Consider the following 26,008-nt stretch of genomic DNA (forward strand, 5'->3'; position numbering starts at 1 on the left):
TTAGTGTATTATATGGAGAATTCAAATTCGATGATAATGTAAATAGTGTTAAATTAATTCTTTAATCTTACTAAATAAATTTTCAGAGAAAACTGATAGAAATCGCTCATGCTGATCTAAATTATTTTATATAATGCCTGATTCTTTCCACCATATTTCCCAGATCGAAAGGTTTGGCGATAAATTCGTCTGCGCCGGCATCTAGTGCAGACTGCTCCAGCCCGCGGCTTGCCGACATGATGAGTACGGGAATGTCCTGAAAATGTTCATGAGCCTTGATGAGTCTGCAAAAATCTCTGCCGTCTTCACCGGACAGCCACATATCCATTAAAATAACATCGGGTTTCTTATAAGGGTCCAGTGCATTAAACATTTCTGAACCTTTATAAAATTTGGAAACTTCAAATCCCTCAAAATCAAGCATCATTTCAATAGAATCAACAATCGCGGGACTGTCATCCACTACCATAATTTTTGCAGCATTAGACATGGTAACTTAAATTAATTTTTATACTTGGGGATTCTGAAGCAAAAATCAGACCCTTCTCCTTCTACAGAAGAAACAAAAATTTCTCCGCCCGTCCTTCTTATAATTTCGGCCGAGATAAAAAGTCCCAGTCCGAGCCCTGAAAATGTATAGTCTTTTGATCCATTGATCCGGTAATACTGTTCAAAAACTTTCGATTGTTTATCCTGAGGAATACCGATTCCAAAATCTTTAACATTAAATTGCGCCTGATCTCCGTGTAAGCTCGTGGATATATGTACTTCATCAGCATCCGGAGAATATTTGATGGCGTTGCTGATAAGGTTGGCAATCACCTGGGATATCCTGTGACGATCTGCAAAAACTTCTCCGATTGTGCCGGATCTGCTTACAAAAAGTTTATGTCTAGAAGTCATTTGCTGTTCTTCCACTACTTCATCCACCAGTTTATCAAAATCAAACAGAGACTCATTGAGCTGCATTTGTCCTTTCTGGATCTTGGTTACATCAAGCAATTCGTTGATAAGTCCCGTTAAAAGATCAATCTGGTAATCCATTCTTCTGGCAACGTTTGCATTTTTAGGATCGCCCGCCTTTTCAAGATTGTTTTTGATGAATTGCGTATATAATTTCAGGCTGGTAAGCGGTGTTTTAAGCTCATGGCTTGCTATTCCCAGAAAATTATCTTTCTGGGTTTCGAGTTGCTTGAATTCGTCAATATCCGTAAAAGTCCCTGTCCATTGGTTAACTTCCCCGCTTTCGGAAAAATTGGGAATTGCTCTTCCTAGAAACCATCTGTAATTTCCTTTCTGCATAGGATCCCCAAGTTCATATTCCATCACGAAAGGGGTATTGGTTTTTACACATTCTTCCCAAGCCTCATCGACTTTTCTTATGGTTTCCGGCCTCATCATTCTTTTTACAAGGCTGGTCTGGTTTTCGTTTTCCGTTGAGCCGGTGTATCGGTACCAACTTTTATTCATATAGGTAATTTCACCTTTTGTATCGCAAGTCCACACAAACTGAGGCATGGAATCTGCAAGGTCCCGGAATTTCTTTTCCCTTTCCTGAATTTCTTTTTTTGCCATTACCAGATCTGTAATGTCCACGGCCATGTTCAGGATGGCATACACTTCTCCATTAGGACTTTTCAGAGGTTTGTAAGAAAAGTCGTAATAAAATGTCTGAAGTTTTCCATTTACTATAAGATCTGCGCTGGCTTCCTTCGAAGCATACGTTTCTCCGGTTTTAAAAATATTTTTCAGAATCCCTATAAATGGCTGTCCCTCAAGTTCAGGAAGCGCATCCTCAAGTTTCATCCCTACTACAGAAGAACTTTTACCCCAGGTTTTAAGCATCTGATCGTTGGCAAATTCTATGTAAAGATCTTCTGTTCTGTAAATGGCTATCGGATAATCAGATTTTTTGATGAGATGCTCAAAACGGTATTCACTTTCCTTAAGCTTTCTTTCTGAAGAGATCTGATCAGTAACTTCGGTTGCAACGATGCTTATTCCGATGATTTTTTTATCATCATTATAAACAGGAGCGAAAATAAAAGTAAAAAAATATTCGTCATATTTACCGTATTTTTCTAAAAATACAGGCCATTTGTTTCCTTTAAAAATTTCTCCTGTACGGTACACATTTTCTAAAATTTCCTTGAAACCCTGATCTATTATTTCAGGAAGTATCTCAAATAAAGATTTGCCAATAACAGAAGTTTGTTTACCCCAGATTTCCAACATCTGCGGATTGGCACTGTTGATGCTGAAATTGTCACCGGTGAGCAGACACATGGCTACGGGCGCCTGGCTAAAGAGGGTAATAAGCGACTCCTGTGAAACATTTTGCTCTAAAAAGCTTTTCATTATTTTAGGATTGTTTATTGTAAAAATACTTCATATTCCGAATACTATAAAATAAAATAATACCACGCAATGGCGGTATTTTGAATAAATATACGACTTTTTGGAATGCAGCTTTTAAATTTTATACAACTATTTTTATAGTAAATTATATCCATCAATTGCTACATTCAAAAATAAAAATACTTATAATATTTATTTTCAGATAGTAATACTTTTTTTTGAATATTAATTCTTTAATACCAATAAGGTTGAATTGCAGAATCAAGCTAATGAACCTTCCAATTTAAACAGATTCTAAAGTCTGAAAAATTATCCTGGCAAGATTGTAACATTTAAAGTAAATTTGGCACTAATTGACAAAACAATTTCTATTTTATGAAAAAGCGACTTCTTTCTGTTGCAGCAGCGGCATTCTTCGGAATGGCTTTGAATGCGCAACAAATTAAATTTGAAGAGTATGACTTACCAAACGGTCTTCACGTAATCCTTCACCAGGACAATTCGGCACCAGTTGTAACAACAGGGGTAATGTACCATGTGGGTGCAAAGGATGAAGTAAAAGGGAGAACCGGTTTTGCTCACTTCTTCGAGCACCTTTTATTTGAAGGAACCCCTAATATTAAAAGAGGCGACTGGTTCAAGATAGTTTCTTCAAACGGAGGACAAAACAACGCTAATACAACAAACGACAGAACGTATTATTATGAAACATTCCCTTCCAACAATGAACAGCTGGGTCTTTGGATGGAGGCTGAAAGAATGCGTCATGCTGTAATCAACCAGGTGGGCGTTGATACTCAGAGAGAAGTTGTAAAAGAAGAGAAAAGATTAAGAATGGACAACCAGCCTTACGGAAATCTTTTTTCAACCATTCAAAAGAATTTATTTACCAATCACCCTTACAACTGGCCAACCATCGGTTCTATGGAAGATCTGAACTCCGCGAAACTTGAAGAGTTCCAGGCATTTTATAAGAAATACTATGTTCCGAACAATGCTACTTTAGTGGTTGCAGGAGACATTAAACCAGAACAGACTAAAAAATGGATTCAGGAATATTACGGAGGAATTCCCAAAGGAACGGTTTATCCTAAAAACTTCCCTAAAGATGCTCCTATCACTCAGGAAAAAGAAGTAACCGCTACGGATCCTAACATCCAGCTGCCAGCTTATGTTTTTGCTTACAGAACACCGGGTAATAAAGAAAAAGATGCTTATATTTTAGATATGCTTTCTTCCTATCTAAGCAGCGGTAAATCTTCTGTCTTATATAAAAAGTTAGTAGATCAGGATAAAAAAGCATTACAGGTAGCTGCTTTCAACCAGGGTCTTGAAGATTACGGAATTTTTGCGTTCTTCGCAATTCCTATGGGGCAGACTACAAAGGCAGCTTTACAAGCCGATATTGATGCTGAAATCAAAAAGCTTCAGACAACTCTTATTTCTGAAGAAGATTATCAGAAACTTCAAAATCAATTTGAAAATCAGTTTGTAAACTCCAACTCAAGCATCCAGGGAATTGCCGCTTCATTGGCAACGAACCACGTTTTGATGGGCAATACTAATCTTATCAATAAAGAAATTGATATTTACAGATCAATCACCAGACAGGATCTTCAGAATGCTGCTAAAAAGTATCTTAATTCCAACCAAAGAATAATCATCAATTACGTGCCTGAAAAAAAGTAAAAACTGATACGGGTTATTATTGATTATTAAAATTAAATTTTTACAAATGAAAAAGCAATTAACATATATAGCTGCAGCGTTTTTATTCGCAGGAACGATTTCAGCACAGAAAATAGATCTTAATGCAATGCCGAAACCGGGACCAACTCCCGTGATCAATATTGCAAAGCCAAAAACTTTCCAATTAAAAAATGGCCTTACGGTGATGGTGGTGGAAAACAACAAACTGCCAAGAGTAAACGCTAGTCTTAGTATGGACAGACCACCTTATTATGAAGGAAACGTAGCCGGAGTAAGCGAAATTATGGCAGAACAGTTCGAAAACGGAACTACTACAATGAGTAAGGATGATTTCAACAAGAAAGTTGACTATCTTGGAGCGAATCTATCTTTCTCTTCAAACGGAGCTTCGGCAAATTCACTTTCAAAATATTTCCCTCAGGTATTGAGCTTAATGGCTGATGCGATTATTAATCCTAAATTTTCAGCAAAAGAAATTGAAGATTCGAAAGAAAGAGCAATTGAAGGATTAAAATCTGAAGAAAAAAATGCTTCTGCGATTGCTTCAAAAGTATCTAACGCCTTAATGTATGGTAAGAACACTTCAAGAGGAGAATTTGAGACGGTAGAAACCATCAACAAAATACAGCTTGCGGATGTACAGAATATTTACAAAAAATATTATGCTCCGGATAATGCTTATCTTGTAATTGTAGGTGATGTAAAATTTGAGAAGGTAAAACCAATGATCGAAAAGGCATTCAGCGGATGGAAAAAAGCGAATACGCCGATTACTCCGGTAGAGCCTGCATCTAACGTTGCCACTACAGAAATCAATGTTGTTGACGTACCTACCGCTGTACAGTCTGTGGTTTCGGTAAATAACATCAACAATTTAAAAATGAAGGATCCGAATTACTTCCCTGCTACTATGGCCAACTATATTCTTGGCGGTGGCGGTGAAGCCAGACTTTTCATGAACCTTCGTGAAAAAAACGGATTTACTTACGGAGCCTATTCCAACATGAGTGCAAGCAAGTATTCTCCACAATTCTCCGCTAGCGCAAGTGTAAGAAATGAGGTTACAGATAAGGCAGTGAAGGAATTCATGAATGAGCTTAACGGGATTTCCAGTGTAAAGCCTGAAGAGCTTGAAAATGCCAAAGCAAAACTGAAAGGATCATTCATTATGTCTCTTGAACAGCCGGCAACCATTGCAAGATTTGCCCTGAACCAGAAAATTTATGATCTTCCGGATGATTTCTATACCAATTATCTGAAATCAATCGATAAAGTAACTGCTGCTGATGTTTCCAGTGCGGTGAATTCTACAATTTACCCAACTAAGAGCAGAATTTTCATTGCCGGTAAAGCATCTGATATTTCTGAAGGACTGGAAAAACTGGGTTATCCTGTAAAATATTACGATAAAGATGCCAATCCGGTAGCAAAACCAACAGCACAGAAAGTGGATGCCAGTGTAACGGTAGCTTCTGTAGCAGATAAATATCTTGATGCCATCGGTGGAAAAGCAAACCTTTCTAAAATTTCTTCTTATACCGTAAATGCTGCTATGTCAATACAAGGCCAGAATATCGACATGAAAATGGTAAAAGCACAGGGTGGAAAAGAAATGACACAGGTAACCGCTATGGGACAGGTTGTTCAGAAACAGGTATTTGACGGAAAGACCGGATATTCTGAGCAAATGGGGCAAAAAGTTCCTATGAAGCCTGAACAGATTGCAGAAAAGCAAAAGAATACCGAGCTTTTTGAAGAGATGGCCTTTGCAAAATCTCCTGAATATAAATTAGCCGGGATTGAAAAAGTGGGAGGAGAAGATTCTTATGCAATCAAAGGACCTGAAACCACCTATTATTATAGTGTGAAAACAGGACTGAAAACCGGAGAAACAAGAACGGTTAAAGCGCAGGGCCAAGAAGTAAGTGTTCCTACCACGTTCTCGGATTACAAAGATGTTGCAGGGGTAAAAATGCCTTACACCATTTCTGTAAATCAAATGGGAATGGATATGACCATGAAGGTGAAATCTTATGAAATAAATCAGGCAAAAGATTCTGATTTTAAATAAGGCTTCTTATTTTTATATAAAAACGGCAACCATTGTTGCCGTTTTTTATTTTTTATCAAATTTGAGACTATCTTTCTTTGTCATTCGGTAAAAAAAGATTAAATTTGCCCATTCAAAAGATATCAAATTAATGGATTCTATATTTATACTATTGATGGTTCTTATTATGATCGCCAGCATTCTTCTGGTAATCATTGTTATGGCTCAAAATCCAAAAGGAGGAGGTCTTTCCAGTACTTTCGGGGGAGCATCTTCTGCACAGTTTGGTGTACAGAGAACCAACGACTTTATGGAGAAAGCAACATGGACTTTAGGAGCAACGATTATTGTTCTTATCCTTTTAAGCGTTGTGATTACAGGTAAACCTTCCGCTGCCGCGCCTGCGCAGGTTCCGGCATCGAAAGAAGCTCCGGCTAAGCAATCTTCTGCTCCGGCTGCCACTACAACGACAACAACACCGGCTCAGACTCCTCCTGCTCCAACCAAATAAGCAAATAACATCTCATATAATAAAAGCAACTCCTGCGAGTTGCTTTTTTTTATAATATACCCATTGGCATTTTTGATTCATTTTCGTCACTTTGAGTAGATTTTTGAAAAAAAATCGTATCGAAAAGTTTATAATTTTGAAGATAGATTCCATTCTCGATACATTTTTTTTCCACTTTGTTGCAAAAAAACACTCCTTTAGATTTGTAAAAAGAAATTGATACATTTATTAACAAGAGAAAAAGTGTTTAAGTAAACTAAGATCTACTCCGAGAAAAACTCATCCTTCGATTAAGACTTAAACACTTTCTTATCATAAACTCGAAGTGACGAAGCTACTATAAAAATTTTTCAAAATACACAATGGTAATATGATATTATCTGTTTGAAAACTTATTCTTTATTCCTGAAAGCATTCCAGTAGTCATTCTGTGCATCACCAAAAAGACAATCAATAAAGGAATCAAGGGACATTTTATACAACACATCGGGATCTATTTTTTTGAAGTCTGTTTTGAAAAATTCAGGATCCAGTTGAATGTCCTCCCTGTCTATAATGAAAATATTATTTGGATTGTAAAAAGGATAATTCCTGATATCGGAATTGGTAGTGATGAGTTTTCTTCCCGAAGCCAGCACTTCAAACGTTCTGATGGTCAAACCATGCTGAAAAGGTTTATTGATATCAAGAACCGATTTTGATTTCTTATAAAAATCAATGATCTGCTGATGATTTAATTTTTCAAAGCTTACTTTGGAAATATCAAATTCCTTTAAATGTTTATCAATTATCTTTTTCAATCGGAAAGAAACACGTCCCATTGCATAATAATAGAAATATGATCTTAAGTTGAGGCTATCCGCAACAGCCCTAACCTTCTCTCCCACTATATACCGGTCTGTATGCGCACTGCCGATAAACACAACATCATATTGTGGCGGCTGAGAATTCAGATTCAGGTTTTTATATTCATCCAGGTAGAACAGCGGTCTGAAATTCAGATTATATTTTATTGAATCATGATATTCAAAGGTGAATTTTTTATCAAAATAAATAAGATTTGAAATGAGATCAGGATATTCTTTCAATGGATCAAAATTATAATAGATCATTTCCATTTGAGGATTAATCTCCTTTATTTTTTCAAGAAAAAAGGCAGGAATAGCCTCTCCTTTAATCAGAAAGAAAAAATCATAACTATTGTCCTGAATTTCATTTAAAATCCGGTTATAATATTCTTTTATTTTTAAGTGATAGAACCTTTTGTTAAAGCGGATAATTCCTTTTGAAAAGTTGGAATTAGAAGGCCTTTCATCATAAAAATCAACCTCAGCTCCCAATTCAGAAAGCCTTCGTAATATGGCTTTTTCATAATTAAAAAAACTGACTGATAAAAAGAGTATTTTTTTGCCATGCAGATGTATCATTTTAAAAGTCCTTTTACTTTCATCTCATCCAGAGATTCCTTGAATTTTACATCCTGAATATTCTGCTGCAATACCCAGTTGGTAAATTTAGACATTCCCTCTTCAAAAGAGATTTCCGGCTGGAAATTAAGTTTTGATTTTATTTTGCTGATGTCTGCAAAATTATGCCTGATATCTCCTAAACGAAACTGTCCCGATACATTAATATGGAAATCAATATTATAAAATTTTCTGAGGTTTTCCGCCACCGTAGTTACTGAAGTGGAAACACCTGTTCCAACGTTAAAAATCTCTCCGTTGGCTGCATCATTCTCAATACATTTTATGGTAGCCCTCACCGCATCATCCACGTGAATAAAATCGCGGGATTCGTTTCCGTCTTCAAAGACGTTGATATCATTTCCGTTAAGGATCTGTGATGAAAATATTGATAAAATACCGGTGTAAGGATTCAATAAAGACTGTCCTTCACCATACACATTCTGAAACCGCACCGCTACCGGCGCCACTCCCATTGATGAGCAGGCGGTCATCACCATCTGTTCCTGGGTATATTTGGTAATTCCGTAAATGGAAGTGGGGTGGATTTTCGCTTCTTCATCCGTAGGCAAAGCACGAAGCATCTGCCCGTCCGGATAAATGATCTCAAAAATACCGTTGCGCATTTCTTCTATATTTCTTGGCTTGGGATAGATCAATCCTAATTCCGGATGAAGATACTTTCCTTCGCCATACACTGCTCTTGAAGAGGCGATCACTACTTTTTTTACACGGTGAGGGTTATTCACGAGAAGATCCAGCATTATTGCCGTCCCGGAAACATTCACTTCCGTATACTTTTCGATCTGGTACATTGATTGTCCTGTTCCTGTTTCGGCAGCAAGATGAACGATTACTTCCTGGCCGTCAATTGCTCTTTCCCAGTCTTCAGGATTTACCACATCACCTTTAATGAAATTCACTTTACCTAAAATGCTCCTATAGAGCGGAGAATCATCTTCCGGATTTTGTCCGTGGATCTGGGAAGAAAGATTATCCAGAACCGTAACCTCATATCCTTTTCTCTTGAGTTCCAGCGACAGCTTGCTTCCAATAAATCCGGCTCCTCCCGTGATCAGAATCTTCTCCATGTTGTTATTTTACTTTTTCCCATTTTTGGGTTTCGAAATTATATTTTTTTACCATTTTGGCAGGTGCTCCCACAATGACACAATAATCCGGAAATGCTCCCTTCACAACGGAGTTTGCTCCCACAATACATTGCTTTCCCAGCTTGGTTCCTGCCATGATGGCTGCACCCATCCCGATATAGCAGTTTTCTCCGATTATCGTTTCATTAACTAGGTATTCCTGCTTTACGATATGTTGATTTAGTTCCTGATAATCATGGTCAATATTGGTTATAAAAACATTGGCCAGTATCAGCGAACTTTTCCCGATGGTAAGATTTCCGGCAGAAGTAATGTGCACATTCTGGGAAATCACCACATCATCCTCAATATGTATATTTCCTTTACGGTGAACTTCCATTCTGAGATGCGGAAAGATACGCACTTTTTTACCTATAAAAACATTTCGGGTACCCATCAGGAATATCGGTCTGCCCAAATAGGAAGGGAAACCGAACTTTCCGAAAAAGGGAGCATAGATAACTGCCCGTATTGCCCAAAAGATTTTATAGATCATATCTTGGTTTTAAAAATCCGTACAATATATTTCAATTTTGAGAATATAAAAAATAAAATATATTCAAAATAATGAATTCTTCTTGAGAGATACATTTCGTGAAGGTTTTTCTGTATGCCTTTTTCCATTTCCGGAAGATTGGCAGAAAGTCCGGATACTCCGAAAGATCTTTTTCCCCCGCCTGTAAATACCAGCTCTTCTCCGAGAATGTACATTGAATTGTTTTTGGAAATTTTCATCCAGTAATTGGCATCTTCAGAGTATTGCTGATTTTCATCAAAAAAACCGGTATTCTCGAGAACTTTCTTTTTAAATATTGCTGTGGAAGTCTGCCCATCCACTCTTAACAATAATTTCCTGAGGGTAATTTTGGCAAGATTGATTGCGTTTTTTTTATAGGGAAACCATATTTTTTCGCCGTTTCTGAGGCTGGTAATGAAATCCACATTCAGAGTTTTATCTTCCAGGAACCTCATCTGCTTTTGAGTTTTTGCAGGAAGCCATTCATCATCAGAATCCAGAAAGGCAATATAGTTGCCGGTTGCTGCTTTCAAACCTGCATTCCTGGCTTTGGAAACCCCGCCGTTTTCCTGGCTGATGATCTTAATATGCATTTCAGGATGAATATCTCTGTAGTTTTCTACAAGTGTTTTGCTGTTATCCGCAGACCCGTCGTTGATGATAATGATCTCAAACTGATCAAGATCATAATCCTGATTTCTTACGGAATCAAGGGCCCGGATTATCGTTTTTTCAGCATTAAACATAGGAATTATTACAGAGATCATATTCTAAATACTTTATATAAGATTATGACTTCTCTTCATTATACGGAAGCCTGTTGATGATTGATCTTCCCAGCGATATCTCATCGGCGTATTCCAATTCGTCGCCAACAGAAATACCTCTTGCGATGCTGGAAAAATTAATATTGAAATTTTTAAATTTTTTATAAATATAATAGGCTGTAGTATCGCCTTCCATCGTTGCGCTCAGGGCAAAAATAAATTCTTTCACCCTTCCTTCACTGATTTTTTTTTCGATACTCGGAATGTTCAGCTGGCTGGGTCCTACACCTTCCATAGGAGAAATTTTACCTCCTAAAATCAGGTATTTCCCGGTATATTTCCCGGTATTTTCAATCGCAATCACGTCGCGTACATCTTCCACAATACAAATCAGCTCGTCATGTCTTTTCGGATTGCTGCAGATCTCGCACACTTCAAAATCTGAAAAATTATGACATTCTTTGCAGTATTTGATATCATTCACCAGACTGATGAGAGAATTTCCCAGACTTACTGATCGGGAGGCCGGCTGCTTCAATAAATGCAGCGCTAAACGCAATGCCGTTTTTCTGCCTATTCCCGGGAGGCCGGAAATTTCATCCACTGCTTTTGCCAAAACTTTACTAGGGTAATCCATAACACAAAAATAAGTAAAAAGATTCAGAATATTTTCAGAATGCTCCGAAGCAATTCTCTTTCCGGAAAGGTTGCCGCAGGGTGAAAGGAACTTTCCCGGTTACCGGAAAAGTTGTTACCAGGGTGCGGGGAGCTTTCCCGGTCTCCGGAAAGTTTGTCGCAGGGGTGCAGGAGACTTTCAAGGTTACCGGAAAACCTGGTACACGGGTGAAAGAAGCTTTCAAGATTTTAGCCTAAATTAATCTTAAATGTTCATAAAATAATTACTTTTTAAATTAAATGAAGTTAAGATACCCCCTGTTTTAAAGCAATTAATATTATCTTTGATCCACTAAATATTAACTTGAAAAATAAACGAAATGGTACTTAACAATTTAAATTATCCACTGGATTTTAAATTTAAGATTACAACATTGGCCAGTGATTTTAACATCACGGACAGAAATGGTAACTACGTAGCGTATGTCCGCCAGAAAATGTTTAAGCTGAAGGAAGATGTTATTGTTTTTAATGATGAAAGCAAATCCAAAGAACTTTTCAGGATCAAAGCCAATCAGTGGATTGATTTTAATGCGTCCTATTCTTTAACTGAAATTGCCACCGGAAGAAACTTCGGGAGAATGGCCAGAAAAGGAATGCGTTCTTTTTGGAAAGCCAGCTATGACGTTCTGGATGCCAATGATCAGCCGAAATTCAAAATTCAGGAAGACAGTGCATGGGTACGTTTTTTTGACCACCTGGTAGGTGAAATCCCGCTTATCGGTGCATTTACAGGATACTTCCTGAACCCGTCTTACACTGTGACCGGCATTGACGGAAAAGAATATTTTAAACTAAAAAAAATGCCGTCATTTTTCGGAAGAAGATTTCAGCTTGACCGCATCATCGATATTGATGATGAAGAAGAAAGCCTTGTAATCCTTTCTTTATTGATGATGACACTTCTTGAGAGAGCAAGAGGATAACTAATATACCGTAAACAATGAAATATTTTATCATTTTCTTTTCAGCTTTTCTGTTAGTTGCCTGTAAAAAAGAACAGCAGGGATCTCAGAATGCCGCTTCAGCAGATTCTTCTAACATAGTTAAAGATAGTACAGCTACCGATCTTTCATCAAAGAAAATCGCTGTCGAAACCTTCCCTTTTCCTTCGGAAATCAAGGAATGTTCATGCTATTTTGCCAAAAGCAAAGCAGATTTCCTGGACGAAAAATATATTTACGCTGATGATGCCGGGAAAACCGCATACATGAAACTCGACGGTAAAAGAATCGCTTTAAACCTGATCTCTTCAAGTGATATGGAAGTTGATGAAGAGCTAAGCAAGGAAATTGAAAATGATGATTATAAAATTTCCGTAAAAGGTAAAAAAATAAAAGGTGAAGAAGCATTGTTGTTTGAAGGAATCCTCACCATTGAAAAGCCGGACGGAACGGTCGTTAAAATGCCAATCTACGGTGAATGCGGATGCTAAAGCTTCCTATGCCGGTAAAAATACTGCTTCCGATCATCCGGAAGCATTTTTTATTTTGTAATTTTGATAAAAATAAATTTCAATGGAGCTATCTACTATAGAACCGCAGATTATCTGGAAGAATTTTTCCAAATTGAATGCTGTTCCGAGACCCTCAAAAAAAGAAGAAAAAGTAATTGCATTCATCAAAGAATTCGGTGAAAACTTAGGATTGGAAACCACTGTTGATGAAGTTGGTAATGTGATCATCAAAAAGCCGGCAACACCGGGAATGGAAAACCGCAAATCGGTAGTTCTTCAGTCACACCTGGACATGGTATGCCAGAAAAACAACGACGTAAATTTCGATTTTGAAACAGAAGGTATCAAAATGGAAGTGGACGGTGATTGGGTAAAAGCAAAAGGAACCACTCTGGGAGCTGATAACGGACTTGGCGTCGCCACGATCATGTCAATCCTGGAAAGCAAGGATATTCCGCATCCTGATCTCGAAGCTCTTTTTACGATCGATGAAGAAACCGGAATGACAGGAGCTCTAGGCTTAAAACCTGGACAATTGACCGGGCAGATTCTCCTCAACCTGGACACAGAAGAAGACGACGAAATTGATATTGGCTGTGCCGGCGGCATTGACGTTACTATTTCACAGGACTATAATACGGAAGTTGCAAAAGGACAAATCATCAGAGTTGAAATAAAAGGCCTTCAGGGTGGTCATTCCGGAATGGATATCCACAAAGGTTTCGGTAATGCCAATATAATTCTGGGCAGAATTCTTTATAAAGCACTCGAAAAAGAAAATATCCAGCTGATTTCCATAGATGGCGGCGGACTGAGAAATGCCATTCCAAGAGAAGCGGTAGCGATTGTTTCCGTAAGAAATGCACAGGAATTCATCGAAGAGATATCTAACGGATTGAAAAAAGAAATTCTTGAAGAGTTCGCAACCGTAGAACCTAATCTTCATATCAACATTGAAAATTCAACCACGTCGGAAAAAGCTCTTTCCGAGGAAGATTCAAGAAAAATTATTTTAACACTGAAGTCACTTCACAATGGTGTTTACCGAATGAGTCCTGATGTAAAAGATCTTGTGGAATCTTCCAACAACGTTGCAAGAGTAGAATTAAAAGAAGGCGCATTAAAGATTTTAAACCTTTCAAGATCTTCCGTAGAGTCATCAAAAGATTCTGTAGCGGAGCAGCTAAAATCCGTGGCAGACCTTGCGGGAATGAAAACGGTATTCAGTGGTTCATATCCCGGATGGAAACCAAAACCCGGCTCGGAAATTGTAAAGCTGATGGAAAAAATTTATACTGAAAAATTCGGTGACAAACCTCATGTTGTAGCCTGCCACGCCGGTCTTGAATGTGGAATCATCGGAGCTAATTATCCTGATATGGAAATGGTGAGCTTCGGGCCTACGATCAGAGGGGCACATTCGCCTGATGAGAAAGCGAATATTCCTTCTGCACAGAAATTCTGGAGCTTTACGAAAGATATTTTAGCAAATATTCCTTTAAAATAACATTGTAAAATTGCTATATTGAATATCCAAAATTATTTGATTTTGGATATTTTTCATTTTAAAGCATTATTATTTTCAATATAAAAGTTATAAATTTGAATAAATAATACAAATTATGAACACGCAGACTCTTAGTGAAAAACTTGAATTAATTCAATGGTTATCAACATTGGAGGACACTTCTATTATAAAAAAATTAATTCAGTTCAGAAAAGAAGAAACGAAAGACTGGTGGGATTCTATTTCGGAAGAAGAAAAAATGTCAATCGAAAAAGGAATATCCGAAGCAGATAACGATCAATTAAAACCCCAATCTGAGGCCAGAAAATTGTATGGGAAATGGTTATAAAATTTTTTGGACTCCCAATGCTCTGAATGAATTAGACAGACAATAGAATATCTTCAAAATAATTTTACAGATAAAGAAATCAAGAAATTTGTTCATAAACTTGAAAGTATTACCAAAATTATTTCTCAAAATCCGAATATATTTCCAAAATCCGAAGGGAAAAATATTCATAAGGCAGTCATTCTCGAATTCAATACCATGTATTATCGTATAATAAAATGTAATATTGAAATCTTATCTTTCTTTTCAAACAGACAGTCTCCTCAAAAAAGAAAATTTTAATCTTAACAATGAAAAGCATCACCGTATTCTGCGGATCAAGTTTTGGTTCGGAAGATATTTATAAAGAGCAGGCAGCGCTGCTCGGACAAACGCTGGCGAAAAATAATATACAATTGGTTTATGGCGGCGCAAATGTAGGCCTTATGGGAGCCGTTGCCGATGGTGCATTGGCCGGAGACGGAAAAGTGTTGGGTGTTCTTCCCTATTTTCTACAATCCAAAGAAATTGCCCATAACCAGCTTACCGAACTAATGCTGGTGGAAACCATGCACGAAAGAAAGACCAAAATGAATGAATTGTGCGATGGTGTCATCGTACTTCCGGGAGGTTACGGTACGCTGGAAGAGTTCTTTGAAATGATTACCTGGGCACAGCTTGGCCTTCATCAAAAACCGATCGGCATTCTTAATATTGACGGATTTTATGATGATTTAATAAACCTTGTTCAGAATATGGTGGAAAAAGGATTTTTAAAACAAATTAACCGCGATATGCTGCTGATCAGTAATAATATTGATGAATTGCTGGAAATGATGAGAAATTATAAAGCTCCGAGGGTGGGAAAATGGATTTCTAAGGATGAAGTTTAAAATGATGTAAGCTATGAAAAAAATATTTCCTTTCTTTTTTATCTTTCTGAGTAGCTTTCTAATGAGCCAAAAACAAGATAGAAAGAATTTAATAAAAGGGAAATGGGACTTTAAAGTCTTTGATGATACAATTGCATTTCCTATTCTTCCTGAAATTAATATCAAAACCAGCAATAAGATTTTTTTAAATTCTATAGAGTTTGAAGACAACACATTTTCTGCTAAAAATAAATTAGACAAATTTGAAGGAAAATGGGTTATTCTTGGAAACAATCTGATTTTATATTTTTCAAATAAAGTCTCTCTTTTGTATGAGATAATGAGATTGAATAATGACAGATTAGAATTAAAAGAAGAAGGGATGTTAGTGCCTAATTTAGGATATCAAAGAAGAAATTAGATAAAAAAATTCCCAAAGAATAATCTTCGGGAATTTTATATTTAGATTAAAAAATTTTTAAGGATAAGGAGCAATTTCCACTTCCAGCCCTTCCATTTCGGGAACGATATGCAATTGGCATCCCAATCTACTGTTGTCCTGCACATGGAAAGCTTCTCCAAGCATTGCATCTTCTTCAGCTCCCATTTCTTCCAGTCCCGGATCATTAACCACGTAAACCTGACAGGAAGCGCACATCGCCATTCCTCCACATACGCCAATAGTTCCTTCTTCTGCCAGTTCGTACGAACGAATAATCTCCATCAGATTCATCGACATATCGGTGGGAGCTACCACATCATGGGTAACGCCTTCCCGGTCGGTGATTTTTATATTTATATCACTCATTTTAATTGATAATTCTTTGTTAATGGTTGGTGGCGGTTATTTTAACATTGAACCGCCAACAGGCAACAAATTTAGTCAATTTTTTTCACAACTGCTTTTTCGGCTTCTTTTCGGCTTCCGTCGAATCCGTCTACTCCACTTACTGTTGTATACTTTAAAACGAATTTTTTACCCGGATTCAGCCTGTTATAAACACTCTGACACATTAAGGTAGCTTCGTGGAAACCGCAAAGGATAAGTTTTAGTTTTCCAGGATAGGTGTTGATGTCTCCGATGGCATAAATTCCGTCGATATTTGTTTGGTAATCTAAAGCATTGTTGACAACAATTGCGTTTTTCTCAATATTCAGTCCCCAGTTTCCGATCTCTCCTAATTTTGGAGTCAGTCCGAATAAAGGAATAAAATAATCTGTTTCAATATCGTATGGGTCTTGCCCGTCGATAGCTACTGTAATTGCTTCCACTTTCCCGTCACCTTTAACAGCAGTAACTTCGGCAGGGGTAATTAATTTTATTTTTCCTTGATTTTTAAGATCCTGCACTTTTTCCACGGAATCCAAAGCGCCACGGAATTCGTTTCTTCTGTGAATCAGCGTTACCTCGCTTGCCACGTTGGAAAGGAAAATACTCCAGTCCAGCGCAGAATCGCCACCTCCTGCGATCACTACTTTTTTATTTCTGAAATGTTCAGGCTCTTTTACAAAATATTCAAGTCCTTTTTCTTCATAATCGGCGATGTTTTCAATGGCAGGTTTTCTGGGCTCAAAAGTTCCTAATCCTCCTGCAATGGCAATTGCTTTTGCGCGGTGAACAGTTCCTTTATTGGTAATTACTTCAAACCATTCGTCATCAACTTTTGTGTAGGAAACAGCGGTCTCCCCTAAGGTAAATCCAGGCTGGAACTGTTTAATCTGTTCCATCAAATTATCAATAAGTTCTCCTGCATTTACAGATGGATAACCCGGAATATCGAAAATAGGTTTTTTGGGATAAAGCTCGGCCAACTGTCCTCCGGGCTGTGGAAGCGCATCAATGATATGGCACTTCATTTTTAGTAAACCTGCTTCAAATACAGCAAAAAGCCCGGTAGGCCCGGCTCCTATGATCAATATATCGGTCGTTATCATAATAATAAGATAATTTAATTATACTTGTGGCTGCAAATTTACTAATTTTAATGCGAAGCATATTTAATTCAGTCTAAATAAAAAACTGAGATTTATCAAATAGATTTTGAAATCCGGAGTTATTTTTATTTGGCAATGTTTTTGTAAAATTTTGAGTATGAAAAAATTTTTGAGTATTATTTTGGTGTTTCTGTTTACATTAAGTTTTAGCCAGATCACCAATATTGCAGATGGTGAATCTATTAGCCTGCGAATCCATTACGGTTTTCTCAATGCGGGAACGGCTAATTTAACAGCAAAAAAAACAGCCTACAGAGGAGTTCCGCATTTGTATGTGAGAGGAACCGGCCAGACAACAGGAGCTGTGAGAGCATTTTTTAAAGTTGATGACCTTTATGAAAGTTATATTAATATGAATACTGAACTTCCGAGTTTTTATGTTAGAAATGTAAAAGAAGGAAGTTATCGTCAGCATCTTGAGACAACTTTTAATCATGATAATAATACATTGGTTCTTACGGATAAAAAAACACCTGCCAATGGTTCTAAAGTTTTAAAATCCGTGAGAGGAGTACAGGATATGCTTTCTTGTTTTTATTATCTGAGGAGCAAAAGTGTTTCAGAACTAAAGGTAGGAACGGTAATAAATATGAATGTATGGATTGATGATGAAATGTTTCCTTTTCAGCTAAAGGTTACCGGAACAGAAAATCTTAAGACTAAGTTTGGTACTATTAATTGTTTAAAAATTATTCCATCCGTAAAAAGTGGAAGGGTTTTTAAAGAAAAAGAAGGCGTTGTCATGTGGGTTTCCAATGATGCAAATCATCTTCCGATGCTTCTGAAAGCTGAGCTTGCGGTAGGATCCTTAAAAGCAAGTATAGATGGTTACAGTAATGTAAAATACCCGTTAAAATTTATAAAATAAATCCTGAATACCAATCAGTAATAAAGAAAGACCTCCGAAAATTCCGGAGGTCTTTTTTTGCATTTGATAATAAGCAAATCCACTTCCCCGAAGATATACTAAATCATCATTTGCGTTTTTTAATCCTTGATTCTTTTTTTTATTTCATCATTTGTGTTCTCAGAATCAAAGATTGTTTTACAGGGTTAATATCAGCTGATTATTATGGTACAAAGATATTGCACTATGAATATAAAATCATCAAAAAACATTAGATATATATCGACAAAATTGTAGATATTTTTCTACAACAGATTAGGAATGATTTTTAACTAATTCAATCAGCTTAACGATATTTTCAATTTTAAGCTTTTTAAATATTCTCTTTTTAATTGTACTGATGGTGTTTTGCTTCACGTCCAGCATATTTGCAATTTCGAGATTACCGTAACCTCCAGCATACATGCGCGCAATTTCAAGTTCTCTCTCTGTTAAAGACAGCAGTGGATTAACCAGATTGCGATTACTAAGTGAATTCATCAGCAGGGCTTTTGTTACGGGAGAAATATATTCGCCTTTCTCAATTATTGAACATATTGCCTCTTCTATTTCTTTTTCATCGCTGAGTTTACTAAGGAATCCGTCTGCTCCTGCATTCAGGTATTTAAGAGCATGTATATTTTCATCAATTCCGGAAAAAATGAGAATTTTAATTTCCGGTTTTTTTTCCTTGATTTCTGATATTATCTGCAGACTGTTTCCTTCCGGAAAATGAGCATCGATTATTGCGATATGAATGGGATTATCATTAATACATTCTCTGATCTGCCTGAAATTTGAAGCATGAAAGGCTTTATAATTAATTCCCGAAGCATCCAGTACAAATATCATTCCCTGCCGAATGAGCATATGATCATCAGCCAATAGGAACAATAGTTTTTCTTCATCCTTATTTATCATAGTTGACTTTTAAATTAAGAGAAAAATAAACCTTTGTACCTTTTCCGGGTTCACTTTGAACTGAGATCTGCCCATCGTACAGCTCTATCAGTTCCTTGCATAAATTCAGTCCCAGACCTGCACCGATATTTTCGATATCATCTGATAGAACACCCTGATAATAAGGCTCAAATATTTTTTTCAGATCAGACTCTGCGATTCCAACTCCGGTATCAAGAATTTCTGCCGTTAAAGTAACTACAGATTCTTCATTACTTTCAGTTTTTACAGTAACCGTTATTTCTCCGTTCTCTGTAAATTTATTGGCATTGCCCAAAATATTCATAAAAATCTGGCTGATTTTAGCATTGTCCGAATACACCATCAGGTCCGGCTTGATCGCTTTATTCACCACAAATTTATTGTTTCTGGTTTTTATATAATTTTCAATGGAGTTTAATATAGATGTGATCTGGCTGTCAAGATTAAAAGTGACCGGAATGAGTTTATTTTTTACATGCTGGTTTTTGGTATATTCCAGAATCTGATTTGCCTGTAACAATAATGTATTACTGGTAAAGCCAATAGATTTAAGGTACTCTTTGATTTCTCTGTCATCCGTTTTCTCACTGATTCTGTTAATAAGAATACCGATAATTTTCAGCGGAGCCCTTAGCTCATGGCTTAACATTCCCAAAACCCGGTTCTTAAATTCAAGATTTGCTTTAATTTGAAGATTTGCTGCCTTTAATTTCTTCTCATAAGAAAAGGCGATACCTGTAAGCATCATAATAAGAACAGATATTATAAGCATAAGAATCATTGCTCCGAAAATAAGATTCATTCTGATGCGGTTATTTACAGAGTTTTGTCTGTAATATTCCTTTTCGAGATCTGCCCGAGAGTTCTTGATGGCATAGTCATAAATATTCATGACACTATTTCCATACATCAGCAGATTACCGAATATTTCGTATGAAGCGATATCACTATTATCTTTGCGCAAGGCATTGGCCTGTATATATTTAACCTGTACCTTATAATGATTATTAACTACGTCCAAAATACTGTCGAATTCAGATTTTAAGAGCGCTGTATTGGGATTAATTCCCTGTTTCATGGTTACAACAATGCTATCCTTGCGTACATTCTCTTTTCCGGATATTGCATCTCTTAAACGTCCGAAAAATTTCTTTTTCTTTATCGTATCAGAATAGGTTTTTGTTTCTACATTAAACTTATCAAAATTATAATCAAGATCATACTTTCTGATTTCAGGAAAGACATGCTGTCCTTTGAGGCTTGAATTGGTAGAATATTCACGCACCGAATCAATGAAGATTTTCAGCTTTTGGACCTTTGGAGAATTTTTATTTTCTAAAATCAGTATGTTTTTTAAGTTGGGGTATTTATTTTTATAGCTGTCGATACTGTCCAGATTCTTGTCAAGTCTATGTAGCGATTTAAAGTATGAATCCAGATATCTTTCATCATTATTCACAATATATTTCTGAAAGTCAACCTGTGCACTCAACAATTCTTTTTTAGAATTATCCGTGAGCCTTTCCAGAGAATGAATTTCTTTTAGCTGACTTTCAATAAACTTTAAATTTTTCTTTGTAATGAATTCATTGTAGAAAAAACCTGCAATCAGAAACTGTATAAGTAATATACATAAAATCAAAGAATAGTGAATGATTTTCCTTAATCTAAAACTTATTTTTTCAACCATCTGTTTAATTTAAATGTAAAAATAATAAAAAATCCCATAAAATAATTTACGGGATTTCATATATTTCATTTAATTTTCTTAAAGACTCCTGAACTGCTCCAGTGTTCTGATATCATTTTCAAAAAACATTCTGATATCACTCATTTGATAAAGCAGCATTACAATTCTTTCAATACCCATTCCGAAGGCATAACCGGAATATTTTTCCGGGTCTATATTTACATTTTTCAAAACAGCAGGATCAACCATTCCGCAGCCCATAATTTCAAGCCAGCCTGTTCCTTTTGTAATTCTGTAATCGGTTTCAGAATTCAATCCCCAGTATACATCAATTTCTGCACTTGGTTCCGTAAAAGGGAAATAGGAAGGTCTCAATCTGATTTTTGATTTTCCGAAAAGCTCTGTTGTGAAGAACTGAATTGTCTGTTTAAGATCTGCAAAACTTACATTTTCATCAATATATAAACCTTCGATTTGATGAAAAATACAGTGTGACCTTGAGGATACTGCCTCATTCCTGAAAACCCTTCCCGGAGAAAGGATCCTGATAGGCGGCTGATTTTCTTCCATATAACGGATCTGTACCGAAGAAGTATGTGTTCTTAAAAGAATATCAGGATTCTGCTCAATAAAAAAGGTGTCCTGCATATCTCTGGCAGGATGGTATTCCGGAAGATTCAGGGCAGTAAAATTATGCCAGTCGTCCTCGATTTCGGGCCCGTCTGCCACAGCAAAACCAATAGATTTAAAAATCTCGATGATTCTGTTTTTCACGAGATTAATAGGATGCCTCGATCCCAGTTCCAGCGGAAAAGCAGGTCTCGTAAGATCTTCTTTTTCAGATACAACAGAAGATACTGAAGCATTTTTCAAATCCTCCAGTTTCACATTAACTGCCTGTTTCAGAGTATTGATCTTTTGTCCGAAATCTTTCTTCTGGTCGTTAGGAACTTCTTTGAATTTTTCAAAAAAATCATTCAGAATTCCTTTCTTTCCATTGTATTTGATACGGAAGTTTTCAATCTCCTCTTTTGATGTAGCATTGAAGCTGTTTACTTCAACCAGTAACTCTTCTATCTTTTCTATCATTGTTTTACCCTTTCAGAATGTTTTGCAAAAATACGGTTTTTCGGCGAAATATTTTTCCTTAATTGTTAAAAAAATCCGCTCCTGTTAAGAGCAGATTTCAATGACTTTTTCACGCAAATACATTATTTTTCTAAACAGATCGCATTATTCTTATTTTTTCTCCAATGCTTTCACGTTGATCTGAAGTGTGATCTCATCTTTAATCACTCCGTTTTCTACAGGACTCTGAAACTCAACTCCAAATTCTTTCCTGCTGATATCTTTAGGCTCCGTAGCAATACTTACCACACCATCCTTAACGGATACGTTCGCCTTGAACTGCATTGGTTTGGTAATGCCTTTTATGGTTAAATTCCCGTCCAGTACGGTATTGTAATCACCCTCTGCCAGAGGAGAAACTTTTGTTATTTCATAAGATGCTGTAGGAAATTTTTCTACTTCAAAAAAGTCTCCGCTTTTGAGATGGCCGTTAAGTTTTTCCATTTGGGCGGCATCTTTTTTAAGATCTTCAGAAGTGAGAGAAGTCATATCCGCTACAAATTTTCCGCTTTGCAGCTTACCGTCTTTTGCAGTTACATCTCCGCTTTCGAATTTAATGATCCCGAAATGGCTTGTACTTTCAGATTTAAATATTTTATATCCCTTCCACTCTACTTTGCTGTTTAAAGTATCCACTGTAAACTGGGCACCATCCTTAGCAGTTACCACATCATTACTTTCACCTGTTACAGGTTTTTCCTTTTTACAGGAAACAATAATAAATGAAGCCAGAAAGGCAGAAAAAACTACTGAAAATAGTTTTCTTTTCATAATTTTTTAAATTTTGTTACTCCCGCTAAAATAATAAAAAAAATTGTTCTTTCCTAGAAAGATTTCAATTCATTACATTTGTATTATGCTATTAGAAATAAATAATCTATTCTTTTCATATTCTATAGAAAAACCTTTGTTTCAGAACTTTAACCTGCGTTTTGACGAAGGGAAAATCATTGCGCTTGCAGGGGAAAGCGGCTGCGGAAAGTCGACTTTGCTAAGCCTGATTTACGGACTTCTCGACTGGCAGAGTGGTACTATTGTTTTTGATGGTGAACAATTGCTTGGGCCTAAAGGAAACCTCGTTCCCGGTGAAGCTAAAATGAAATTTGTTGCCCAGAATTTTGATCTCATGCCTTACGCCACGGTGGCTGAAAATGTAGGAAAATTTATTTCAAATATTAATCTGGCAAAAAAGCGAGAAACGGTTACAGAACTTCTTGAAGTAGTTGGACTTGGAGAATTCGCCAATGTTCTTCCGAAATACCTGAGCGGCGGACAACAGCAGCGGGTGGCTATAGCACGGGCACTTTCCGTTCTTCCGAAACTGCTGATCCTTGATGAGCCTTTCAGTAATCTTGATTTTCCGAGAAAAATTGAACTCCGGGAAAAATTATTCCGGTATGTAAAGCAGCAAAATATTTCACTGATTATTTCAACGCATGAGCTCCAGGATATTATTCCTTGGCTAGATGGGATTATCGTCCTGCAAAACGGAGCGGTCATTCAGGAAGGAAATCCTGAAGAGATCTTTAAAAGTCCTTATAATCCTTATGTGGCAAAACTTTTCGGTGAAGTGAATATTTTTAACACAGATGAAATTGCCGATTTTCAGCTTCCGAAATTTTCTTTTTATCCCAAAGAAATACAAATCTCTGAAAGCGGCATTAAAGCTGAAGTCCTGGAAAGCCGTTTTGCAGGAAATCACTACTGGAATAAAGTGAAAGCGAAAAATAAAGAAATTATAATCTACACCGATCAAAAAATTGAAGATCCCGTTCATATTTCTTTTTATTGATTTGGTGGATCAGGCAGACTTCCATTTAGCCCGGATCAAGCGGCATGTTTGAGCTCTTTTCCTTTTTAGGGTTGCGGCGGCTTCGCCGCCGCAGCCCTAAAAAGGAAAAAGCGAGTAGCGAGAGCCGGAAAAGCTCCTTAACAATTAAAATACATTGCTTCTTATGACTTCATTGTTATTTTATAATGCGCACATTTCCCAATACTTATTGTGACATTGTGTATAAAAAAAGTACAAATGTAAGAAGGCCGTTTAAAACTTTTTCTTACATTTGTACTTCCACAGCATAAGGAAATTTTTGGTTAATTCTCTTTCTGCCTCCTAAAACGAAAATTAGCAGTTCTGCAATCTAGTTTTTTGAAAGATTACACTGTCCAATTCTTTCCTTTTTTTATGCCTTTTTTACAAATTCAGATTTCAGGGCCATCGCACCGAATCCATCAATTTTACAGTCAATATTATGATCGCTGTCCGGTCTGAGGCGGATGTTTTTAACTTTCGTCCCTGCCTTCACGGGCTTTGGCGCTCCTTTCACCGGAAGATCTTTAATCACCACCACCGAGTCTCCGTCTTGCAGTTCGTTGCCGTTAGAATCTAAAATTTTTCCTGAATCCGGTGTACCTGCAGCTACTTCTTCTGGATTCCATTCATAAAAACATTGGGAACACACCATTAGATTATCGCTAGGATAGGTAAATTCGGAGCCGCATTTCGGGCAAAGTACAGAATCACTCATTGTATTAATTTTTTGCAAAGGTAATTTTTTAATGTTTTTAATTAAAATCTAAAAGCATGAGATATATCCTGAACATATAGAATCCGGACTGCAAATACCAATAATAAATTTTGTTTTAATTCTTATTTATAGGCCTTAAAACTTTCAGCCTGACATTCTCAACTTTAATTCGTATTTTTGCAGATTCAAAATAGCAGCACCCATTATGGAACTTATTCACAGAAACTTAGCCATCGGTATCCACGATGCTTTACAGGAAACATTTTTTGAGAAAAATAAATATGCCGATAAAGTAATTGAAAGACTTCTAAAAGCAAACAAAAAATGGGGAAGCCAGGACAGAGCCGTTGTTTCTGAGATTTTCTACAATATCATCCGTTGGAAAAAGCGCCTTGAATACTACATGGGAGAAGGCGTTAAGCCCAGCAACGTCTATAAACTGATGATTGCCTATCTTTTGTGGAGCAAAACCAATTATAAAAAATTTGAAGAATTTGACGGAATAAAAATTGCCGATATTCTTACCAAACTTAAAAAAGGGACCGTTCCGACAAAAGCCATTGAGCATTCTATTCCGGAATGGCTTGCCGAAACTCTTGAAAAAGAACTGGGCGAAAAATGGGAAAAGGAGATGTATGCCCTAAATGAACAGGCACCGACAGTATTGAGAGCCAACTCTTTAAGAACCACAACTAAAGAACTTATTTCTGATCTTGCAGACGAAAATATCACCTCTTATCCGGTAAGAAATTATCCGGACGCCGTTCAGCTGGAAGAGAAAAAAAATGTTTTTCTTACTACTGCTTTTAAAGAAGGTTTGTTTGAAGTACAGGACGCTTCTTCACAAAAAATCGGGTATTTCCTTGATGTAAAAGAAGGTCAGCGCGTGGTTGACGCGTGTGCCGGAGCCGGCGGAAAAACACTGCATCTTGCAGCATTAATGGGTAATAAAGGACAAATCATCGCCTTAGATATTTTCGACTGGAAATTGGCGGAACTGAAACGCCGCGCCAAAAGAGCTGGGGCCCATAATATTGAAACCCGTCTGATTACAGATAACAAAGTAATTAAAAGGCTTCACGATAAAGCGGACCGTTTATTGATTGATGCTCCTTGTTCAGGACTTGGTGTTCTAAAAAGAAATCCGGACAGCAAATGGAAAATTGATCAGGATTTTATAGACCGCATCAAAAAAGAACAGCAGCAGATTATTCAGGATTATTCTAAAATGCTGAAAAAAGGAGGGAAAATGGTGTATGCAACGTGTTCTATCTTACCTTCCGAAAATAATGAACAGGTAGAAGAGTTCCTGAAAAATAATCCGAATTTCAAAATGATCAAGGATGAAAAGGTAATGCCCAGCGAAGGCTACGACGGATTTTACATGGCTTTGATTGAAAGAATTTCATAAAACTTTTGACATACGAACAAATACAACTACCCTGAAATCAGGGTAGTTTTTTATTTGAGC

At 36.8% G+C, this 26,008-nt stretch carries 27 protein-coding genes; 13 read left to right on the forward strand and 14 right to left on the reverse strand.

Annotated elements, in window-relative coordinates; translation table 11 throughout:
- Positions 1 to 121 precede the first annotated feature (121 nt).
- Together BUA76_RS17080 and BUA76_RS17085 are read right to left on the reverse strand one after the other, a co-directional pair.
- Positions 122 to 490 (reverse strand): response regulator transcription factor, encoded by a 369-nt coding sequence (locus tag BUA76_RS17080; protein WP_072885992.1) that lies wholly within the window; start codon positions 488 to 490, stop codon positions 122 to 124.
- Positions 491 to 501: 11 nt separating this feature from the next.
- Entirely contained in the window at positions 502 to 2,358 is a 1,857-nt protein-coding gene (locus BUA76_RS17085) for a PAS domain-containing protein (RefSeq protein WP_072885993.1), read from the reverse strand.
- Positions 2,359 to 2,733: 375 nt separating this feature from the next.
- Between BUA76_RS17085 and BUA76_RS17090 the strand changes: the two genes are divergently transcribed.
- The 3 genes from BUA76_RS17090 (at position 2,734) to secG (ending at position 6,629) form a co-directional block, all read left to right on the forward strand.
- Entirely contained in the window at positions 2,734 to 4,047 is a 1,314-nt protein-coding gene (locus BUA76_RS17090; protein WP_072885994.1) for a M16 family metallopeptidase, read from the forward strand.
- A gap of 46 nt (positions 4,048 to 4,093) precedes the next feature.
- Positions 4,094 to 6,139 carry a M16 family metallopeptidase gene (locus BUA76_RS17095; RefSeq protein ID WP_072885995.1) on the forward strand — a complete coding sequence of 682 codons (2,046 nt, stop codon included), beginning with the start codon at positions 4,094 to 4,096 and terminating at the stop codon, positions 6,137 to 6,139.
- 130 nt (positions 6,140 to 6,269) lie between these two features.
- A complete protein-coding gene (gene secG / locus BUA76_RS17100; protein ID WP_072885996.1) occupies positions 6,270 to 6,629 on the forward strand; it encodes a preprotein translocase subunit SecG in 360 nt (119 codons plus the stop codon).
- Between the two features lie 392 nt (positions 6,630 to 7,021).
- On the opposite strand, the gene BUA76_RS17110 is transcribed toward secG, so the two are convergent.
- From BUA76_RS17110 to recR, 5 genes are read right to left on the reverse strand one after another with little or no spacing between them, the layout of a single operon-like run.
- Complete coding sequence (locus BUA76_RS17110) at positions 7,022 to 8,056, reverse strand: WaaS/CpsH family glycosyltransferase (RefSeq protein ID WP_072885998.1); 1,035 nt, start codon at positions 8,054 to 8,056, stop codon at positions 7,022 to 7,024.
- A complete protein-coding gene (locus BUA76_RS17115) occupies positions 8,053 to 9,186 on the reverse strand; it encodes an NAD-dependent epimerase/dehydratase family protein (RefSeq protein WP_072885999.1) in 1,134 nt (377 codons plus the stop codon). Before BUA76_RS17115 ends, BUA76_RS17110 begins: the two co-directional genes overlap by 4 nt.
- 4 nt (positions 9,187 to 9,190) lie before the next feature.
- Positions 9,191 to 9,742: an acyltransferase gene (locus BUA76_RS17120; RefSeq protein WP_072886000.1), complete on the reverse strand. Its 552-nt coding sequence runs from the start codon at positions 9,740 to 9,742 to the stop codon at positions 9,191 to 9,193.
- Positions 9,739 to 10,530 (reverse strand): glycosyltransferase family 2 protein, encoded by a 792-nt coding sequence (locus BUA76_RS17125; protein WP_072886001.1) that lies wholly within the window; start codon positions 10,528 to 10,530, stop codon positions 9,739 to 9,741. Before BUA76_RS17125 ends, BUA76_RS17120 begins: the two co-directional genes overlap by 4 nt.
- Positions 10,531 to 10,552: 22 nt before the next feature.
- Entirely contained in the window at positions 10,553 to 11,167 is a 615-nt protein-coding gene (gene recR, locus BUA76_RS17130) for a recombination mediator RecR (protein WP_072886002.1), read from the reverse strand.
- Between the two features lie 80 nt (positions 11,168 to 11,247).
- Here recR and BUA76_RS19320 point away from each other — a divergent pair, with 80 nt between their 5' ends.
- The 7 genes from BUA76_RS19320 (at position 11,248) to BUA76_RS17165 (ending at position 15,789) form a co-directional block, all read left to right on the forward strand.
- Positions 11,248 to 11,403: a hypothetical protein gene (locus BUA76_RS19320; RefSeq protein WP_178337359.1), complete on the forward strand. Its 156-nt coding sequence runs from the start codon at positions 11,248 to 11,250 to the stop codon at positions 11,401 to 11,403.
- Between the two features lie 122 nt (positions 11,404 to 11,525).
- Positions 11,526 to 12,131 carry an LURP-one-related family protein gene (locus BUA76_RS17135; protein ID WP_072886003.1) on the forward strand — a complete coding sequence of 202 codons (606 nt, stop codon included), beginning with the start codon at positions 11,526 to 11,528 and terminating at the stop codon, positions 12,129 to 12,131.
- Positions 12,132 to 12,148: 17 nt separating this feature from the next.
- Entirely contained in the window at positions 12,149 to 12,640 is a 492-nt protein-coding gene (locus BUA76_RS17140; RefSeq protein ID WP_072886004.1) for a hypothetical protein, read from the forward strand.
- A gap of 82 nt (positions 12,641 to 12,722) precedes the next feature.
- Complete coding sequence (locus tag BUA76_RS17145) at positions 12,723 to 14,168, forward strand: aminoacyl-histidine dipeptidase (protein ID WP_072886005.1); 1,446 nt, start codon at positions 12,723 to 12,725, stop codon at positions 14,166 to 14,168.
- Between the two features lie 115 nt (positions 14,169 to 14,283).
- Positions 14,284 to 14,517 (forward strand): hypothetical protein, encoded by a 234-nt coding sequence (locus tag BUA76_RS17150; RefSeq protein ID WP_072886006.1) that lies wholly within the window; start codon positions 14,284 to 14,286, stop codon positions 14,515 to 14,517.
- A gap of 290 nt (positions 14,518 to 14,807) precedes the next feature.
- Positions 14,808 to 15,389 carry an LOG family protein gene (locus BUA76_RS17160; protein WP_072886007.1) on the forward strand — a complete coding sequence of 194 codons (582 nt, stop codon included), beginning with the start codon at positions 14,808 to 14,810 and terminating at the stop codon, positions 15,387 to 15,389.
- A gap of 13 nt (positions 15,390 to 15,402) precedes the next feature.
- Complete coding sequence (locus tag BUA76_RS17165; protein WP_143149939.1) at positions 15,403 to 15,789, forward strand: lipocalin-like domain-containing protein; 387 nt, start codon at positions 15,403 to 15,405, stop codon at positions 15,787 to 15,789.
- A gap of 57 nt (positions 15,790 to 15,846) precedes the next feature.
- Here the strand turns inward: BUA76_RS17165 and BUA76_RS17170 are convergent, their stop codons facing one another.
- Together BUA76_RS17170 and BUA76_RS17175 are read right to left on the reverse strand one after the other, a co-directional pair.
- A complete protein-coding gene (locus BUA76_RS17170) occupies positions 15,847 to 16,176 on the reverse strand; it encodes a 2Fe-2S iron-sulfur cluster-binding family protein (RefSeq protein WP_072886009.1) in 330 nt (109 codons plus the stop codon).
- A gap of 71 nt (positions 16,177 to 16,247) precedes the next feature.
- A complete protein-coding gene (locus BUA76_RS17175; protein ID WP_072886010.1) occupies positions 16,248 to 17,303 on the reverse strand; it encodes an NAD(P)/FAD-dependent oxidoreductase in 1,056 nt (351 codons plus the stop codon).
- A 157-nt stretch (positions 17,304 to 17,460) separates the two neighbouring features.
- On the opposite strand from BUA76_RS17175, the gene BUA76_RS17180 reads away from it, so the two are divergent.
- On the forward strand, positions 17,461 to 18,231 hold the full coding sequence (locus tag BUA76_RS17180; RefSeq protein ID WP_072886011.1) for a DUF3108 domain-containing protein: 771 nt from the start codon (positions 17,461 to 17,463) through the stop codon (positions 18,229 to 18,231).
- 294 nt (positions 18,232 to 18,525) lie between these two features.
- On the opposite strand, the gene BUA76_RS17185 is transcribed toward BUA76_RS17180, so the two are convergent.
- The 4 genes from BUA76_RS17185 to BUA76_RS17200 form a co-directional block, all read right to left on the reverse strand.
- Entirely contained in the window at positions 18,526 to 19,170 is a 645-nt protein-coding gene (locus BUA76_RS17185) for a response regulator transcription factor (RefSeq protein ID WP_072886012.1), read from the reverse strand.
- Positions 19,160 to 20,881, reverse strand: coding sequence for a sensor histidine kinase (locus tag BUA76_RS17190; RefSeq protein WP_072886013.1), 1,722 nt, complete (start codon positions 20,879 to 20,881; stop codon positions 19,160 to 19,162). Before BUA76_RS17190 ends, BUA76_RS17185 begins: the two co-directional genes overlap by 11 nt.
- A gap of 78 nt (positions 20,882 to 20,959) precedes the next feature.
- On the reverse strand, positions 20,960 to 21,970 hold the full coding sequence (locus BUA76_RS17195) for a phenylalanine--tRNA ligase subunit alpha (protein ID WP_072886014.1): 1,011 nt from the start codon (positions 21,968 to 21,970) through the stop codon (positions 20,960 to 20,962).
- A 150-nt stretch (positions 21,971 to 22,120) separates the two neighbouring features.
- On the reverse strand, positions 22,121 to 22,780 hold the full coding sequence (locus BUA76_RS17200; RefSeq protein WP_072886015.1) for a YceI family protein: 660 nt from the start codon (positions 22,778 to 22,780) through the stop codon (positions 22,121 to 22,123).
- 85 nt (positions 22,781 to 22,865) lie between these two features.
- On the opposite strand from BUA76_RS17200, the gene BUA76_RS17205 reads away from it, so the two are divergent.
- Positions 22,866 to 23,801, forward strand: a complete 936-nt coding sequence (locus BUA76_RS17205; RefSeq protein WP_072886016.1) for a sulfate/molybdate ABC transporter ATP-binding protein — start codon at positions 22,866 to 22,868, stop codon at positions 23,799 to 23,801.
- Positions 23,802 to 24,192: 391 nt separating this feature from the next.
- Here the strand turns inward: BUA76_RS17205 and BUA76_RS17210 are convergent, their stop codons facing one another.
- Positions 24,193 to 24,537 (reverse strand): zinc ribbon domain-containing protein YjdM, encoded by a 345-nt coding sequence (locus tag BUA76_RS17210; RefSeq protein ID WP_072886017.1) that lies wholly within the window; start codon positions 24,535 to 24,537, stop codon positions 24,193 to 24,195.
- Between the two features lie 205 nt (positions 24,538 to 24,742).
- Here BUA76_RS17210 and BUA76_RS17215 point away from each other — a divergent pair, with 205 nt between their 5' ends.
- Positions 24,743 to 25,948 carry an RsmB/NOP family class I SAM-dependent RNA methyltransferase gene (locus BUA76_RS17215; RefSeq protein WP_072886018.1) on the forward strand — a complete coding sequence of 402 codons (1,206 nt, stop codon included), beginning with the start codon at positions 24,743 to 24,745 and terminating at the stop codon, positions 25,946 to 25,948.
- Positions 25,949 to 26,008: the final 60 nt, after the last annotated feature.

This window comes from Chryseobacterium takakiae (assembly GCF_900129385.1).
Classification (GTDB): Bacteria; Bacteroidota; Bacteroidia; order Flavobacteriales; family Weeksellaceae; genus Chryseobacterium; species Chryseobacterium takakiae.

Coding starts and splice junctions, on each gene's coding strand:
- BUA76_RS17080 (WP_072885992.1), bottom strand. CDS start 490: ATGTCTAATGCTGCAAAAATTATGGTAGTGGATGACAGTCCCGCGATT.
- BUA76_RS17085 (WP_072885993.1), bottom strand. CDS start 2,358: ATGAAAAGCTTTTTAGAGCAAAATGTTTCACAGGAGTCGCTTATTACC.
- BUA76_RS17090 (WP_072885994.1), top strand. CDS start 2,734: ATGAAAAAGCGACTTCTTTCTGTTGCAGCAGCGGCATTCTTCGGAATG.
- BUA76_RS17095 (WP_072885995.1), top strand. CDS start 4,094: ATGAAAAAGCAATTAACATATATAGCTGCAGCGTTTTTATTCGCAGGA.
- secG (WP_072885996.1), top strand. CDS start 6,270: ATGGATTCTATATTTATACTATTGATGGTTCTTATTATGATCGCCAGC.
- BUA76_RS17110 (WP_072885998.1), bottom strand. CDS start 8,056: ATGATACATCTGCATGGCAAAAAAATACTCTTTTTATCAGTCAGTTTT.
- BUA76_RS17115 (WP_072885999.1), bottom strand. CDS start 9,186: ATGGAGAAGATTCTGATCACGGGAGGAGCCGGATTTATTGGAAGCAAG.
- BUA76_RS17120 (WP_072886000.1), bottom strand. CDS start 9,742: ATGATCTATAAAATCTTTTGGGCAATACGGGCAGTTATCTATGCTCCC.
- BUA76_RS17125 (WP_072886001.1), bottom strand. CDS start 10,530: ATGATCTCTGTAATAATTCCTATGTTTAATGCTGAAAAAACGATAATC.
- recR (WP_072886002.1), bottom strand. CDS start 11,167: ATGGATTACCCTAGTAAAGTTTTGGCAAAAGCAGTGGATGAAATTTCC.
- BUA76_RS17135 (WP_072886003.1), top strand. CDS start 11,526: ATGGTACTTAACAATTTAAATTATCCACTGGATTTTAAATTTAAGATT.
- BUA76_RS17140 (WP_072886004.1), top strand. CDS start 12,149: ATGAAATATTTTATCATTTTCTTTTCAGCTTTTCTGTTAGTTGCCTGT.
- BUA76_RS17145 (WP_072886005.1), top strand. CDS start 12,723: ATGGAGCTATCTACTATAGAACCGCAGATTATCTGGAAGAATTTTTCC.
- BUA76_RS17150 (WP_072886006.1), top strand. CDS start 14,284: ATGAACACGCAGACTCTTAGTGAAAAACTTGAATTAATTCAATGGTTA.
- BUA76_RS17160 (WP_072886007.1), top strand. CDS start 14,808: ATGAAAAGCATCACCGTATTCTGCGGATCAAGTTTTGGTTCGGAAGAT.
- BUA76_RS17165 (WP_143149939.1), top strand. CDS start 15,403: ATGAAAAAAATATTTCCTTTCTTTTTTATCTTTCTGAGTAGCTTTCTA.
- BUA76_RS17170 (WP_072886009.1), bottom strand. CDS start 16,176: ATGAGTGATATAAATATAAAAATCACCGACCGGGAAGGCGTTACCCAT.
- BUA76_RS17175 (WP_072886010.1), bottom strand. CDS start 17,303: ATGATAACGACCGATATATTGATCATAGGAGCCGGGCCTACCGGGCTT.
- BUA76_RS17180 (WP_072886011.1), top strand. CDS start 17,461: ATGAAAAAATTTTTGAGTATTATTTTGGTGTTTCTGTTTACATTAAGT.
- BUA76_RS17185 (WP_072886012.1), bottom strand. CDS start 19,170: ATGATAAATAAGGATGAAGAAAAACTATTGTTCCTATTGGCTGATGAT.
- BUA76_RS17190 (WP_072886013.1), bottom strand. CDS start 20,881: ATGGTTGAAAAAATAAGTTTTAGATTAAGGAAAATCATTCACTATTCT.
- BUA76_RS17195 (WP_072886014.1), bottom strand. CDS start 21,970: ATGATAGAAAAGATAGAAGAGTTACTGGTTGAAGTAAACAGCTTCAAT.
- BUA76_RS17200 (WP_072886015.1), bottom strand. CDS start 22,780: ATGAAAAGAAAACTATTTTCAGTAGTTTTTTCTGCCTTTCTGGCTTCA.
- BUA76_RS17205 (WP_072886016.1), top strand. CDS start 22,866: ATGCTATTAGAAATAAATAATCTATTCTTTTCATATTCTATAGAAAAA.
- BUA76_RS17210 (WP_072886017.1), bottom strand. CDS start 24,537: ATGAGTGATTCTGTACTTTGCCCGAAATGCGGCTCCGAATTTACCTAT.
- BUA76_RS17215 (WP_072886018.1), top strand. CDS start 24,743: ATGGAACTTATTCACAGAAACTTAGCCATCGGTATCCACGATGCTTTA.